Raw genomic sequence first — 14635 nt, 5'->3', positions numbered from 1 at the left:
GGACCTTAAAAAGTGATAAACAAACCCGAATTCCAAAATTTTAATAAAAAAAACAATCGTCAGGACAACCGCTCGATTATTCCAACCAGATTAAACATTCTTTTAGGATTGAGTGCCTTTTTGCTAGCCACGCTGGTTGTCAGGCTGGCTATGCTGACACTTGTTTCTGGCAATAGCTATCTGGCAATGATTAACCGTACCGATACAACGGTTGAAACCACCGAAGCGCCCAGAGGACTGATTTATGACTCTACGGGCCAGCTTTTGGTAGGCAACCGGTCGATTCCATCCGTCAGTTTTGAAAGGCTGCCGCAGATTTCGGCGAGCGAAATTTATAAAACTGCTGGCCGTCTTTCTCAATATTTGGCTCTTGGTGCGCGTAATGTGACACAGCGCCAGCAGATTGATTATTACTTGGCTAATGCCAGGAATAATAAGCGGACAATCAAAAACTTAAAACTTTCCACACGTCGTTTGAACAAGCTCAGTAATGCACAAGTTTATCAAAGGGAAGTTAAATATTTAGTGAAACAGAATTTTTCTTTGCCGGCTAACGAACAAAATAGCGTTGCGATCTACACGAGAATGATGCAAACGACCAATTTAACTACCGGGACGATTAAATCCGATAATGTCAGTGATAAAGAAATTTCTGAGATTGGGGAACGCCTAGCTGAATTTCCCGGCATTCGGATTAATCAAGGATGGGTCAGAGACTATCCTCATCAGCAGGCTTTGAGAACTGTTTTAGGCAATCTATCAGGCTCTAACGGACTTCCAGAAACACGTGTTAATACTTTTCTCTCTCAAGGCTATTCACGCGCGGATAATGTCGGTATTTCCGGTATTGAGATGCAATATGAGCAGACTTTACGCGGCATCAGCCGGCAGACGCGTTTGACCACGAACAACCAGAACCAGATTGTCGGCAGCCGAGTCATTCAGCAAGGGCAGGCAGGGCATAATCTACAGTTGACAATTAATGCAAAATTTCAAAATGATGTCGCCAATATTATTAAAAGCAATATTTTGGGTGATCTATCCACTGGTGGGTATGGTGTGGTAATGAATCCCTATACAGGCGGTATTTATGCGATGGCTGGTTGGGATCGCAACAATCAAACAGGTGCTTTGACTCAAAACGATATGGCCGTTATTCAGGATCCGATCGTTATGGGTTCGGCTGTCAAGCCGGCCATGGTTGCCACAGCACTTCAGGCTGGTATCATTACACCACAGAGCTCGACCCAGGATGATCAGGCGATTAGATTAGCCGGCAGTAATCCGATTTTTTCTTACTTTAACCCGAGTGGCCGTAAGATTGCGCTCGATGCTCGTCAGGCATTGGAAAACTCTTCAAACACCTATATGGTGCAGTTAGCGTTAAAAATGAATGGCACACCTTATTCGCAAGGGATGCGTTTGCCTGTGAGCTCAACGATTTGGCAACGCATGCGCAACGGCTTTGGTCAATTTGGTCTGGGTAGCCGCACGGGCATTGATCTGCCAGGAGAAACGCCGGGATATCGCGGACGAATTACAGGCGCTCAGGCGACATCGTTTATCGATGAAGCTTTTGGCCAGTATGACACTTATTCAGTGATTCAAATGGCTCGATTTGCCAGCGTGGTTGCTAATGGGGGATATTTAGTTCAGCCTCGAGTGGTTTCGGCCGTACTGAGATCCGGAAGAAACGGGACAAAACCATCAGTCGCCAGCAGCATCCGCCCTAATATTCAAGGCAGTGTTCATTTGACGCCGGCACAATGGGATGTGATCAAGGGCGGCATGTGGGATGTTGCAAACGGTTCAAGTCCTTATAATACCGGTGGAAGTTTGTTACATGCGTTAACGCCGAAAGTCGCCGCCAAGACAGGAACTGCCGAAACGTTTACGAATGGCCAGCAAACTCAAAACGATACCTTAATTATGTATTCGCCTTCTGCACCATTTGCGCTTGCTCTAGCTTTCCCTGGCGACAAATTGGATAGATTTGGAAATGTACAAAGGGCTGCTGCAGGTATTTATAATGCTTTCTGGCAGGATGTGATGCCTAAACCTAAACAATAATGGCAAAAAGATTATCAACAATTGGAAGATTACTTTATGGGATTGCCATTGGTGATGCTCTGGGTAATCTCAGCAAACGAAACACTCACAATGCCATGAAGGCTGATTTCGATCTGTCTCAGGCTGATTTTGATTTTGTCTGGACACCAACGACCGGCCTTACTTTGGCGATTGCCCGAGCGATTTCGTTGGGTTACACACGTGCCAACGTGATGCATAATTTTTCCGAGTGGTGGCGCAATGGCCAATTCTCGATGACAAATACACTGCAGACTGATCGTTTTGAGACTGAGATCCAATCGATTATCGATTTTGAGTTAACACGTGATTTGGATAGCATTGGTACAACTGATCCAGCTGTGGACGATGAGAATATCCTGATCCGCGTCATGCCGATTGCGTTTTACGAAACTGCACGAATTGGTTCCAGCTTTATTAATGATGAGAAGTCTATGGCTTCGATTCATAATATGGTTTCTTTGACCAATAATTATCCAGCGGCCATGATGTCGGCGGGGATGGTTTCTTTTTTGATCTCACAGATTTTAGGAAAAGAATCATTAAATCAGGCTCTTGAAAATTCGATTGCGATTACTTATGAGTATTATTCTCAACGAAGTATTTTTCAGCCGGACCTGATTAATTTTGCACGCATGAATATGCCGGATATGGCGAATTTGAAAGCCGATGATTTGATTCATAATGGCAACGCGATTCATACCTTGGAAAATGTTTATTGGGTTCTGTTTTCAACGGATAATCTAAAGGATGCGATTCGATTGGCTGTTAAGACTTTTTCAAAACAGCGTCAGACCATTTTGGCTTTTGTTTGCGGTGTTTACGCCATGATTGATCGTGGTAATTTGGACGAACGAATGATTGAACAAATTGATCGCAAACCCATTACCAATGCAATTCTTAGGGTCGCTAATCGATCAAATCGTTTTCATATGAGAACATAAAAAAAGACCTGATCAGGTCTTTTTTTCTTATCCTTATTTTACTTGAATCAAAACAGGGATAATAATCGGCTTGCGAGCCGTTTTCTTGTAAAGATAGTGACTGAGCTCATCAATGACCGCTTGTCTGATTGATCCTTCATCTGCGTTATTTGCTAGCATGGCTTTGCGAATTGTACCAAAAGCAACACGCCGGCCGTCATTGATCAAATCACCGGATTCACGCATGTAGACAAAGCCGCGGCTCAAAAGATCCGGGCCAGAAAGAATTTCTTTGGTCTGCATATTGATTGTGGCTGTCACAATGACCAGCCCATCCTGGGATAGCTTTTGCCGCTCATGCAAAACGGCACTGCCAACGTCACCGATGCCGCCACCATCAACATAGGTGTCCTCAGCAGAGAAGTGGCCGGCTGGATGAGCATGTTCGCCATCCAATGCTAAGACATCACCGTTATCCATCACGAAAATGTGATCTTCAGGGACACCAGTGGATTGAGCCAAACCGCTATGAATTTTTAACATCCGGTATTCGCCATGGATCGGCATGAAGAATTTAGGCTTCATTAATTCGAGCATCAGCTTTTGTTCTTCTTGACCACCATGACCGGAAGTGTGGATGTTATTCAGAGCACCATAGATGACATGGGCACCGCCTTCTTCTAGTTCATTGATAACTTTATTGACGGAAGCCGTGTTGCCTGGAATTGGATTGGAAGAGAAGACAACCGTATCATTAGGCTGAAGTTTGATCTGTTTATGTGTGCCGTTTGCTATTCGTGCAAGGGCAGCCATGGGTTCACCTTGCGACCCAGTTGATAAGATCAGTGTCTCGTCAGCTGGCGTATTTTTCAAATCGCTCGGTTCTAGCAAATATTCGTCCGGAATGTTCAAATAGCCAAGCTCGCGACCATTGGTCACAGCTGTTTCCATGGAACGACCAAAAACAGCAATTTTACGACCATGTTCGACAGCGGCTTCCATCGCCATTTTCACACGGCTAACATTAGACGCGAAGGTAGCAAAAATAATGCGGCCCTTAGTGACACGGCCAAAAATGCGCTCGACTGATTTTTGGACCCAAGCCTCAGATTTGGTAAATTGAGGCTTTTCAGCGTTCGTCGAATCTGACATCAGCAGCAGAACACCATCGCGGCCGATCTTAGCCATTTTTTGAATGTCGGGGAATTGCTTAGTGACAGGTGTCAAATCGAATTTAAAATCTCCGGTCTCGACAATTGTGCCGACTGGCGTATGCACTGCTACACCAACAGTATCAGGGATTGAATGGGTCGTCTGGAAAAATTCTACTTGCATTTTCCCAAAATCGAAATGATCATCGGGATGGAACTCATGCAGCTCTGTCTTCTTCAACAGGTTATGTTCTTCTAGCTTGCCCTTAATCAGTGCCATGGCAAATGGTGGTGCATAGACAGGAACGTTTACAGCCCGCAAGAAGTAAGAAATAGCACCGATATGATCTTCATGTCCATGAGTAATCACAAGTGCTTTGACCTTTTCTATATTATCAACCAGATAGGTATAATCCGGAATCACGTAATCGACCCCTAAAAGATCGTCTTCAGGGAACATGATACCGGCATCAATCACGACGATTTCGTCTTGATATTGGATGGCGTAGGTATTTTTTCCAATTTCGCCAAGTCCGCCAAGAGCCATCACTCCGACTTCATTATTTTCAAGTTTAACTTTATGCGCAAAGCTCTCTACGCTTTGATCATTTTCTGACATATATTGCAAATTCCTTTTTATCAAAAATATTTTGTCCACGAATAGTTCATTAAAATGAACCAGTAGCTAAGATCCAGTATAGCAAAAAAATCAGGCACGGGTTAACATTAAATTATGTCGAAAATCAATCAAATTAGTTCGGTTGGCGTTTTTATGGGATCGGCCAGCGGGAACGACCCTATTTTTAAGGAAAGATCTGAAGAATTAGGACGTTATTTGGCTGAAAATGGTTATCGGCTTGTATATGGCGGCGGGCAGGAAGGGCTGATGGGTCTCGTTGCAAAAACAGTCATGGCAAATGGCGGCCAGGTCTTAGGCGTGACGCCCAAGAATCTAGCAGAGTTCTCAATACCGGCCGGTCAGATTACAGAATTGGTAGAAGTTTCCGATATGAACACGCGTAAACAACTAATGCTGCAAGAATCGGACGCTTTTATCGCTTTACCCGGCGGTTTTGGTACTATGGAAGAGATTGCGCAGACAATTAGCTGGGCAAAAATCGACTTGCATGAAAAACCTTTGGCTCTATTTGATATTGACGGCTTTTACGATACTTTTTGGGATTGGATCGAAGAGTCAGTACAGCGCGGTTTTGTTCCGCCGGTTGATATGAGATATGTTTTTCACGGAGAGTCTCTGACTGATATTTTTGACTACTTCGAAAGGTTTGAATTTCCTTCAGAATTCCAAAATCCCGAAAATTTTGTCTGAGCAATGATAAAATATTACAGTTAAGTAGAAAGTGAGAATAATATGGCTATTGATACATCAGATTTTAAGAACGGTTTAACCATTGAATATAACAAAGCAATTTGGCGCATATTGTCATTTCAGCATGTCAAGCCAGGTAAAGGTGGTGCTTTTGTTCGTTCGAAGCTGAAAAATTTACGGACTGGTGCTGTTAACGAAGTTACTTTCCGTGCCGGCGAGCGAATGGAATTGGCCGATATCACAACTCGTCCGATGCAGTATTTATATGCAAACGGCGATAGCTATGTTTTCATGGATACAGAGACCTACGATCAGCTGGAAATTCCTGGTGAGAAAATCAAAGACTCTTTGAAGTTCCTATTGGAAAATATGGAAGTTCGCGTTACCTCTTATCATGATGAAATCTTGGATGTTGAATTGCCTGTAACGGTTGAACTCACCGTGACTGATACTCAGCCTTCAATTAAGGGTGCAACTGTGAATGGCGGCGGCAAACCAGCTACAATGGAGACAGGTCTGGTTATTACCGTACCGGACTTCATTAATGCCGGCGATAAATTGGTTGTTAATACAGCTGATGGCGGTTCATACAAGGAGCGTGCTTAAAATGGCAAAAGCCCAAGAAGCAAAATATTTCGTTCTTGGCGGTAGTAAGCTCGATGGTGAGACAAAGATTTCCTCATCGACTCTAGAGACAATTGCGTCAATTGCAGCCAAAGAGGTTGATGGCGTCATTAGTTTGCAAGCACAAACTAAAGAGCGTTTTTCCGGGTTTTTCTTCACAAAAAAATATCAGCAGACAAAAGGTGTTGTCGTCAAACAAAATGAGGGCGGCGATCTTTTGTTTACTGTCTATGCTGTGTTCACATATGGCGTTAATATTCCGAAAACAGCTTTGGCAATCCAGAATGCAGTCAAATCAGCTGTTTCTGCAGCCACTGATTTGAAGATTTCGGATGTTGATGTCGTTGTTTCCAGTCTGTTACATGATAAGGATGCGAAGCCGGAAATCGATCCTAACAATCTTTTTGAAGAGGCAAAGCCTGAGCCTGTTAAGGCTGTTAAAAAGCCAGCAACACGCAAACGCGCAGTTAAAAAGACTGCAGCGGTTACTGACAAAAAAAACGAGAAAAAAGAAAACTAATATTTTGAATTTATCACGTCAACAAATTAGAGAACTTAGCTTTCAAGCAATTTTTGCTTTGGAAGTGAATTCGGAGCAGGATCGAACATTATTAAAATCGACCTTGTTTCAGCAGAACACCCGAGATGATTATTTTGATGAATTGGTTGATGGTGTTGTTGCGGTACATAAAGAACTCGAGGCCCAATATGAGCCTTTTTTAAAGGACGATTGGTCATACGACCGGATTTCAAAGACGGCCAACGTTGCACTGCAGATCGGCCTTTTTGAATTAACTCAGAGAATCGATATTCCAAATAAAGTTTCTCTGGATCAGGCAACTGAATTGGCTAAAAATTTTGGCGATGACAGCGATGGCAAATTCGTTAATGGGGTCTTGGCGCATTTTGTCTCTTAACCGCTTATGGATGATGATCAAGCACAAGAATTTTTAACCGTTGGTGCACTCAATCGATATCTAGGTGCCAAGTTCAGCCATGATCCTTATCTGAAACAGGTTTCGGTCACTGGCGAGATTTTTGGTTACAAAATTTCCGGTTTTTCGGCCTATTTCGATCTCAGAGATGAGGATGAGTCATCAATCCGTGCTTACGTCTCGCCAACTGTTTTGCGTCGTCTTTCTTTTGATTTCAAATCCGGGGATAAGGTTAATTTGACCGGCAGTGTCCGTCTCTATGAAAAACGTGCATATGCCTCGCTACTTGTGTTATCTATGCAGCCAGCTGGTCTTGGCGAGCTTTATCTGAAATTGGCTGAGATTAAAAATCGCCTGACTAAGGAAGGGCTGTTTAATAAACCGGTCAAACCGCTCTCTTTTTTTCCAAAAAAAGTTGCCGTTGTGACCTCGAAGACTGGTGCAGTTATCCATGACATACAATCCACGATCGGTCATCGAAATCCGAATCTGGCCATTCAGCTATATGAATCAGTCGTGCAGGGAGATAAGGCGGTCGCTGAGTTAATAGCTGCTGTCAAACAAGCCGACCAATCTGATGCCGATGCCATTATTATTGCTAGAGGCGGCGGCTCGATGCTGGATTTGTGGCCCTTTAATGATGAGCAATTGGCTCGGTTGGTTGCTAATCTTTCAAAGCCGGTTATTTCCTCCATTGGTCATCAGACTGATGTCACTTTGGTGGATTTAGCGGCAGACTATCGTGTGGAAACACCGACTGCCGCAGGTGTCAAAGTAACACCTGCGATTTCGGATTATCAAGCCATTCTCAATCAAATGACTGTGTCGATGTCGAACAATATCCGTCGTTCCTTTAAAAATGCCATTACACAATTCGATTATTTAGCGAATTCGGCCGCTTTAAAATCCTTTGACCAGGTTTTTATCAACCACGAACAAAAATTGCAAAATCTGAATCTGCAGATGCTTTCAGCTTTTAATAATCATTTTCAGCGGGCCAATCAGGGATTTTTGAACTTAGTTGGCAAATTAGACGCCCTCAGCCCTCTAAAGGTCTTGGATCGTGGCTTTTCTGTCACTTTCAAAGATGGCCTGGCAGTCAAAGATAGTCAGCAGCTTCAAGTTGCTGATCAGCTGAAAATCATTTTTGCCAAGGGTTCGGCGTTAGCAGAAGTAAAGGAGATCAACCATGACAGAAGCATTTGACTTTGAGAAAAATATGAAGGATCTGAAGCAGCTTGTCTCCAGCTTGGAGAATGGTGATTTGCCGATTGACCAAGCTTTAAAAAATTTTCAGCAAGGAGTCAAGATTTCGACGGATTTAAAAAAATATCTCGACGACTCGCAGAAAACAATTGATGAAAATCTCAGTCAATTGAATCTCGATTCTGAACGCAAAGGAGACCAAAATGAAGTTTGAGGTTTTTTCAGATCGCTATCTGCCAAAAATTAATCAGGAACTGAAGGCTTATTTTTCAGATCGCGATGATGACATTTTCGATATGATTTCCTATGCGCTGAACTCAGCGGGAAAACGTTTGCGGCCATTGATTACTTTGGCCGTTTATGCTGCTGCCGGCAAAGTGATTGATGATACTGCGATCAAGGCAGCTACGGCAGTCGAATTTGTGCACGCTTACTCTTTGGTACATGACGACTTGCCCGAAATGGATAATGATAGCAAGCGGCGCGGCCAGGACAGTGTTTGGAAAACTTATGGTGTCGGCAATGCCGTTTTGGTTGGTGATGGCCTTTTGACAGAAGCTTTCAAAAAGCTGGCTGATTTGCCAATACCAGACAGTTTGCGTTTGCGTTTAATCTATAGTCTGGCTTTGGCCGCTGGCCCGGATAATATGGTACGTGGCCAGCAGTATGATCTTTTTTCCAAAGAGAAAGTGCAGTCTGTCGAAGATTTAGAATTTGTGCATTTAATGAAGACGGGATCTTTGATGACTTATGCAGCAACAGCTGGCGGTATTCTTGCTGGGTTGCCGGAAAATGCACTCCGCTATCTGAATGTGTATGGTGCTAATCTGGGAATAGCCTTTCAAATTAAAGATGATTTGAAAGATATCGAACAGGATAAAGCAGAACATAAAAACAGTTTCCCTAAATTGGCTGGTGTTGATGGCAGCCAGGCAGAACTCGCCGAACATGTCAAAGCTGCACGGGAAGCGATTGAAAAGATACCAAATTTCCAGCATTCAGTTCTGACTGATTTATTGGATCAGCTATGACCGAATTTCCTATCCGCCTAGACCATTATTTAATGACGACTGGTTTATTTTCTAGCCGCACACAGGCGCAAAAAGCCATCAAAGCCGGTATTGTTGCCGATCAGCAGGGTCGTATATTTAATAAAAGCAGCTATCTTGTTGAAAACGAGACTCCTTTTCATCTAACGGCTGAATTGTCAGATTTTGCTTCCAGGGCAGCTTTAAAACTTGAAAAGGCCGTTCGCGTCTTCCATTTTCAATTAGAGGGTCAGACGGTTATTGATGTTGGTGCATCAACTGGCGGATTTACGGACGTATCGCTAAGGCAGGGTGTGACGCTTGTCTATGCAGTGGATGTTGGTCATGATCAGTTGATTGACCGTTTAAAAGAGGACCCGCGTGTTAAAAATATGCCGGGTTATAATTTCCGTTACGCCAAAAAATCGGATTTTGAGAAACAGTTTCCGACGCGTGCGGTGATTGATGTTTCCTTTATTTCCTTGAATCTGATTCTGCCGGCCTTGTTTCCGATTCTCACTGCTGAAGGGGAACTAATTGCCTTATTCAAACCGCAATTTGAAGTGGGCAAAGAGAATATCGGCAAAAAAGGGATTGTCAAACACGCACGGCCAGTCTGGGAAGCATTTGAAAATCTGGTTAAGCATGCACAGCAGCTCGGTTTTTTTTCAGCGGCCTTTACCAGTTCGCCAATCAAAGGTGGGGATGGCAACCGAGAATTTCTGCTTTATTTGAAAAAGAGTGATAAAAAAGTTGATTTTGCTTCTTTTTTGGCCAACAGCCGGAAAACTATTTTCAATAGTTATCAGAAGTCTTCATTAAAGGGCTGAAAATTTCGTACAATTCTTACAGATGCTAAATAATTTATCAATTAAAAATTTCGCCATCATTGATGATGCTCAAATTGACTTTGATAATGGATTTACGGTCATGACTGGGGAGACCGGCGCTGGCAAGTCGATCATTATTGATGCACTCAGTCTGCTGGTTGGCGAGCGTTCAGCGAGCTCGATGATTCGAAAGGGCGAAAAGAAGGCGACGATTCAAGGTGTCTTTGATTTTCCTGAGCAGGATTTAACGGCTTTTGGTATCGAAAAAGATGATCAGCTGATCATTCGGCGAGAAATTAATCGTAAAGGGCATAATCTCATTTCCGCTAACGGCGTCCTATTGACATTAAAACAGCTGACTGAGATCGGCCAAAACCTGATTAAAATTTCGGCGCAGTTTGACAATCGGCAATTGCTGGACAGCGATTTGCAGGCGGAATTGGTTGACCGTTTCGGATCGGCTGATTTTTCCGAACAACTCAAGCATTATAGAGAAAAGTATTCGGATTATGCTCAGTTAAGAAGAGAACTAAACCAACAAGACCAGAATGAACGCGACCGTCAGAGCCGTTTGGACTTTTTGACTTTTGAAGCGCAAGAACTTGGCAACTTGAAGATACAGCCCAACGAATTAGAACAGCTGCAGCAAAGAGATAAACAAATCAAGAATTTCGAAAAGATTTACGAACTGCTATCGACGGCGGTTCGTGATTTGGATGATTCCCAAGATAATTCAGCTCTAACCATGCTAGACGATGCTTTGACGAATTTGCGGTCTTTAAGCAGTATTGATAACAGCTATGCGTCATCATCGGCCGCCTTGGAATCTAATTACCTGGACTTGCAGGAACTGGCCCGTGATTTGAAAGTCCGTTTTTCAGATCTTGCTTTTGATGATCAAGAGGCCCAGCAAGTGGCTGACAGAATCAGTGAATTAAGAACGGCCGAGCGTAAATATCACCGCAGCAGCGACGATTTGGTTGACTATTTGGCCAAGATTAAAAAAGAAATCACGACCTTATCGAATTATGATCAGGACAGACAAGAAAAGCAGGCACGTTTTCAGGCCTTGCGCAAAGAAACCATTCAGCTAGCTAACCAACTACACGACATGCGCCTGCAAACAGCTGCCCGCCTAGAAAAAAAAATCCAGGAAAACTTGTCTGATTTGCTTTTAGGCGAGGCTGTTTTTCAAATTCATGTCCAAGAAACCAAGAAACTGACGGCTAACGGCTTGGATGAAGTCGATTTTTGGATCCAGACCAATCCCGGTGAAGCAAATCTGCCAGTTAATCAGATCGCTTCTGGTGGTGAAATTTCACGTATTCTGCTTGCTCTGACTAATGTCTTTTCTAATGCAATGTCTGTTGCGACGATGATTTTTGATGAAGTTGACACGGGTGTCTCCGGACGAGCTGCTGTGGCGATCGCTAAAAAGATGAAGGCGATCAGCGAACATCGCCAGGTTATTTCGATTTCGCATCTGCCGCAAGTGGCCGCCGCCGCCGATCAGCAGCTGCAGATTGAAAAATCAGTTCATCAGGGCCGGACATTAACAAACATCCAGGCTTTGGATTACCAGGGGCGTATACTCTCAATTGCTAATATGCTTTCCGGTGAAAAAATTACCGACCAGTCCAAGGCCAACGCACAACAGCTTTTAGGGCAAAAAAAATAAACCCGAAGGTTTATTTCTAAAGATCTATTCGCGAATCAATTTAAGGTGCCGGATTTGTGCAGCGTGAATTTTGGTCAGATCGTTTTTAGATTGAATCAGCAGATTGCCATTATTGGTCTGGATGAGTTTTCCGGAAAAATTCATTACACGGTCTGAATAAGCTTCACAATTAATCTGCATCTTCACCGGGCGGTCAAAACTCAGAGCCAAGTTTAAACGTTCGATGATCGTATCGGCGTCCAGTTGTTCTTTTTTTTCGATCGGCATGATTTTCTTGAGATTTTTTAACAATTTCTTGAATGATTTACCGTTAATGATCTGATTGTTTACGATTGCGTTCTGCATTTTCTGTTCCCTCAACACTATTAATATACGAACGCCTGTTCTAAATAGCAACCATGTTTGCGAACAAAAGCTGCCTCTCCGGTGTTTGTAACATGCAATATCTGATAAAAATCCTTTAAAACAGATATTTAAGAATTGGTAAATCTTCCCAAGGTTTGACAGTGTTAAACTAGTTTTCATGAACGAACGAGGAATGTTATTTTTACTTTCGGGGCCATCCGGTGTTGGCAAAGGGACAGTCCGAAAGGCTTTATTTAAAAAAAACCCGCACGAGCTGCTTTATTCGATATCTGCGACGACTCGCAAGCCGCGGCGAGGCGAAGTGGACGGCCGGGATTACTTCTTTTTGAACAAAGAACAGTTCGAAAAGATGATTAATGACGGTCAGATGCTAGAATACGCGCAATACGTCAACAGTTATTACGGCACGCCCAAGACTTGGATTGACGAGCAGCGTGATCAGGGTAATGATGTCTTTATGGAAATCGAAGTGAACGGTGCCATGCAGGTACGTGCCAAGGTTCCTGATGCGATTTTGATTTTTCTGCTGCCGCCGGATCTGATGCAGCTAAGAAATCGTCTCGAATTGCGTGGTACCGAGTCTGATGAGGTGATTAATCAGCGCCTAAAAACGGCCCGTGAAGAGATTTTAATGATGACCAACTATGATTATGCGGTCGTAAATGATAAAGTGGATAAGGCGGTAAAAAAGGTCCAGACGATCATTGACGCAGAGCGCCTGAAAGCAAACCGTCTGGCCAACAGCTATATCAAAATATTGGAGGGTTAACATGAGCTTAATGTATCCGTCGGTCGACGAATTACTCGAAAAAGTCGATTCTCGTTATAAATTAATTGCGCTTGCATCAAAGCGTGCAAAAGAGTTGGAAGAACTGCCCCGCTTAAAAGAAGAATTATTGAAATTAAAGCGTGAAGAAAAGCCAACAGATCGTGATAAAAAAATGATGCAGGATATTTCTGCAAAACTAGATACAATGGTCGGACCTACATTAGATTCCTATAAGTCGGTCAAGCCGATTGGACGTGCCTTAGAGGAAATCAATCAGGGAAACGTTCGCATTGATCCGGTTAATAAAGACGAAAGCGGAGATTAAATCTCCGCTTTTTTGCTGCTTATTTTCGTGTGCAAAAAGGCGATCACGGCTGGCAGGAGCGTGACGATGACGATGGCCAGAATAATCAGCGTAAAATGCTGATGAACAAAAGGAATATTGCCAAAGAAGAATCCCGCCCAGACAGCAATCGTTGCCCAGGAAAAGGTACCCAAGACCGAATATTTCAAGAATTTCAAATAAGAATAATCCGAGGTAGCGGCCACGAACGGCGCCAGCGTTCGGATAATCGGCATGTAACGCGCTAGGATAATCGCCAGTGCACCATGTTTCTCATAGAATTTTTCGGTATCTTTGACTTGCTGAGGCTTGATAAAACGGCTGCCGATCTTTGTTGCTAGAAAACGCTGGCCAATTGTGTGCCCGATCATGTAATTTAGGGAATCTCCGATCAGCGAAACGGCGAAAAAACCAGCCCATAGGGCCCAAACATTTAAAATGTTGTTACCAGCGGCTGAGAGGGCACCGGCGGCAAATAAGAGTGAATCACCGGGTAAAAAAGGCAGGATGACTGCGCCGGTCTCTATGAGTACGATAAAGAACATCAGCGCATAGCTCCAAATGCCGAAACTGTTGACGATGTTGGCCAAGTGAACATCAATGTGGAGGATAAAATCAATTAAAGATTGCATACCGGTTAAGTATAACAATCGTTTCCACCAGTTTTTTTGAAAACTCACTATAATGTTATGTATGGATTACAAAATTGGTCAAAAGATTCAAGGAACCATTTCCGGTATTCAGGATTATGGCGTGTTTGTCCAATTGGACAGCAAGCACCAGGGGCTGGTGCATATTTCCGAATGCAAAAGCGGTCGGATTACTGATTTGAAAGATGATTTTCACGTCGGCCAGCCTGTCGAAGCGATTATTCTCGATATTGATGATTACAGCCATAAAATCAGCCTGAGTTTTCGCCAATTAGCCATTCCAGTTACGCATGCTAATCCGAAACCTGGCGAGAACCGTAATATTTATAAACATTTCTGGACATCGACACGTGTGAAGACCGCTTTTAAGCCAATCGCAGCCACCATTGATGCCAGCAAGAGTGAAGCATTAAGCAGAATTAGGCGGGTTAAGGAATAATTTTGAGAATTTTTTTGGAATAATGTTGACGTTCGTCGAAATATTATGTATTATATTTTAGTCGCGTGCATTACGGCGATGAAATAATTGGACGCTTAGCTCAGCTGGGAGAGCACCTGCCTTACAAGCAGGGGGTCACAGGTTCGATCCCTGTAGCGTCCATTGGGGATGAGAAATCATTTCCCGAAAGTTGATCGCCGACTTAGCTCAGTTGGCAGAGCACCGCTCTTGTAAAGCGGGGGTCGGAGGTTCGAACCCTCTAGTCGGCAGAGGGT

General features: G+C 43.5%; 17 protein-coding genes and 2 tRNA genes. 16 read left to right on the top strand and 3 right to left on the bottom strand.

Annotated elements, in window-relative coordinates; translation table 11 throughout:
* Nucleotides 1–12 precede the first annotated feature (12 nt).
* Nucleotides 13–2070 carry a penicillin-binding protein 2 gene (locus NRF22_RS02880; RefSeq protein ID WP_263779154.1) on the top strand — a complete coding sequence of 686 codons (2058 nt, stop codon included), beginning with the start codon at nt 13–15 and terminating at the stop codon, nt 2068–2070.
* Nucleotides 2070–3032 carry an ADP-ribosylglycohydrolase family protein gene (locus NRF22_RS02875; protein ID WP_263779152.1) on the top strand — a complete coding sequence of 321 codons (963 nt, stop codon included), beginning with the start codon at nt 2070–2072 and terminating at the stop codon, nt 3030–3032. Before NRF22_RS02880 ends, NRF22_RS02875 begins: the two co-directional genes overlap by 1 nt.
* Nucleotides 3033–3065: 33 nt before the next feature.
* On the opposite strand, the gene rnjA is transcribed toward NRF22_RS02875, so the two are convergent.
* Nucleotides 3066–4781 carry a ribonuclease J1 gene (rnjA, locus tag NRF22_RS02870; protein WP_263779151.1) on the bottom strand — a complete coding sequence of 572 codons (1716 nt, stop codon included), beginning with the start codon at nt 4779–4781 and terminating at the stop codon, nt 3066–3068.
* 114 nt (nt 4782–4895) lie between these two features.
* Here rnjA and NRF22_RS02865 point away from each other — a divergent pair, with 114 nt between their 5' ends.
* From NRF22_RS02865 to recN, 9 genes are read left to right on the top strand one after another with little or no spacing between them, the layout of a single operon-like run.
* On the top strand, nt 4896–5492 hold the full coding sequence (locus NRF22_RS02865; RefSeq protein WP_007746134.1) for a TIGR00730 family Rossman fold protein: 597 nt from the start codon (nt 4896–4898) through the stop codon (nt 5490–5492).
* A 42-nt stretch (nt 5493–5534) separates the two neighbouring features.
* Complete coding sequence (gene efp / locus NRF22_RS02860) at nt 5535–6098, top strand: elongation factor P (RefSeq protein WP_263779150.1); 564 nt, start codon at nt 5535–5537, stop codon at nt 6096–6098.
* A gap of 1 nt (nt 6099) precedes the next feature.
* Nucleotides 6100–6636 (top strand): Asp23/Gls24 family envelope stress response protein, encoded by a 537-nt coding sequence (locus tag NRF22_RS02855; protein ID WP_263779149.1) that lies wholly within the window; start codon nt 6100–6102, stop codon nt 6634–6636.
* 4 nt (nt 6637–6640) lie between these two features.
* Nucleotides 6641–7033: a transcription antitermination factor NusB gene (gene nusB, locus NRF22_RS02850; RefSeq protein ID WP_007746138.1), complete on the top strand. Its 393-nt coding sequence runs from the start codon at nt 6641–6643 to the stop codon at nt 7031–7033.
* A 6-nt stretch (nt 7034–7039) separates the two neighbouring features.
* The gene (gene xseA / locus NRF22_RS02845) at nt 7040–8257 is read left to right on the top strand and encodes an exodeoxyribonuclease VII large subunit (RefSeq protein ID WP_263779147.1); all 1218 of its coding nucleotides are present in this window, start codon (nt 7040–7042) and stop codon (nt 8255–8257) included.
* Complete coding sequence (xseB, locus tag NRF22_RS02840) at nt 8241–8471, top strand: exodeoxyribonuclease VII small subunit (protein ID WP_007746140.1); 231 nt, start codon at nt 8241–8243, stop codon at nt 8469–8471. Before xseA ends, xseB begins: the two co-directional genes overlap by 17 nt.
* Nucleotides 8461–9288 (top strand): polyprenyl synthetase family protein, encoded by an 828-nt coding sequence (locus tag NRF22_RS02835; protein ID WP_263779146.1) that lies wholly within the window; start codon nt 8461–8463, stop codon nt 9286–9288. The genes xseB and NRF22_RS02835 overlap by 11 nt, the downstream gene beginning before the upstream one ends.
* Entirely contained in the window at nt 9285–10115 is an 831-nt protein-coding gene (locus NRF22_RS02830) for a TlyA family RNA methyltransferase (RefSeq protein WP_263779144.1), read from the top strand. The genes NRF22_RS02835 and NRF22_RS02830 overlap by 4 nt, the downstream gene beginning before the upstream one ends.
* A gap of 22 nt (nt 10116–10137) precedes the next feature.
* Nucleotides 10138–11793, top strand: coding sequence for a DNA repair protein RecN (recN, locus tag NRF22_RS02825; RefSeq protein WP_263779143.1), 1656 nt, complete (start codon nt 10138–10140; stop codon nt 11791–11793).
* A 24-nt stretch (nt 11794–11817) separates the two neighbouring features.
* Here the strand turns inward: recN and NRF22_RS02820 are convergent, their stop codons facing one another.
* Nucleotides 11818–12138 carry a hypothetical protein gene (locus tag NRF22_RS02820; protein ID WP_007746144.1) on the bottom strand — a complete coding sequence of 107 codons (321 nt, stop codon included), beginning with the start codon at nt 12136–12138 and terminating at the stop codon, nt 11818–11820.
* 178 nt (nt 12139–12316) lie between these two features.
* Here NRF22_RS02820 and gmk point away from each other — a divergent pair, with 178 nt between their 5' ends.
* Together gmk and rpoZ are read left to right on the top strand one after the other, a co-directional pair.
* Complete coding sequence (gene gmk / locus NRF22_RS02815; RefSeq protein WP_028291752.1) at nt 12317–12928, top strand: guanylate kinase; 612 nt, start codon at nt 12317–12319, stop codon at nt 12926–12928.
* Nucleotide 12929: 1 nt separating this feature from the next.
* A complete protein-coding gene (rpoZ, locus tag NRF22_RS02810; protein WP_007746146.1) occupies nt 12930–13253 on the top strand; it encodes a DNA-directed RNA polymerase subunit omega in 324 nt (107 codons plus the stop codon).
* On the opposite strand, the gene NRF22_RS02805 is transcribed toward rpoZ, so the two are convergent.
* The gene (locus tag NRF22_RS02805) at nt 13250–13903 is read right to left on the bottom strand and encodes a VTT domain-containing protein (protein WP_263779142.1); all 654 of its coding nucleotides are present in this window, start codon (nt 13901–13903) and stop codon (nt 13250–13252) included. The genes rpoZ and NRF22_RS02805 overlap by 4 nt on opposite strands.
* 61 nt (nt 13904–13964) lie before the next feature.
* Between NRF22_RS02805 and NRF22_RS02800 the strand changes: the two genes are divergently transcribed.
* The 3 genes from NRF22_RS02800 (at nt 13965) to NRF22_RS02790 (ending at nt 14629) form a co-directional block, all read left to right on the top strand.
* The gene (locus NRF22_RS02800; protein ID WP_263779141.1) at nt 13965–14360 is read left to right on the top strand and encodes a CvfD/Ygs/GSP13 family RNA-binding post-transcriptional regulator; all 396 of its coding nucleotides are present in this window, start codon (nt 13965–13967) and stop codon (nt 14358–14360) included.
* A gap of 89 nt (nt 14361–14449) precedes the next feature.
* Nucleotides 14450–14522 (top strand) — tRNA-Val (locus NRF22_RS02795).
* A gap of 34 nt (nt 14523–14556) precedes the next feature.
* Nucleotides 14557–14629 (top strand) — tRNA-Thr (locus NRF22_RS02790).
* Nucleotides 14630–14635 lie beyond the last annotated feature (6 nt).

It is taken from the genome of Oenococcus kitaharae (genome assembly GCF_025758695.1).
In the GTDB taxonomy this organism is placed as follows: Bacteria; Bacillota; Bacilli; order Lactobacillales; family Lactobacillaceae; genus Oenococcus; species Oenococcus kitaharae_A.
The sequence above is the reverse complement of the archived record's forward strand: the minus strand, read 5'-3'. Positions and strand labels throughout refer to the sequence as shown.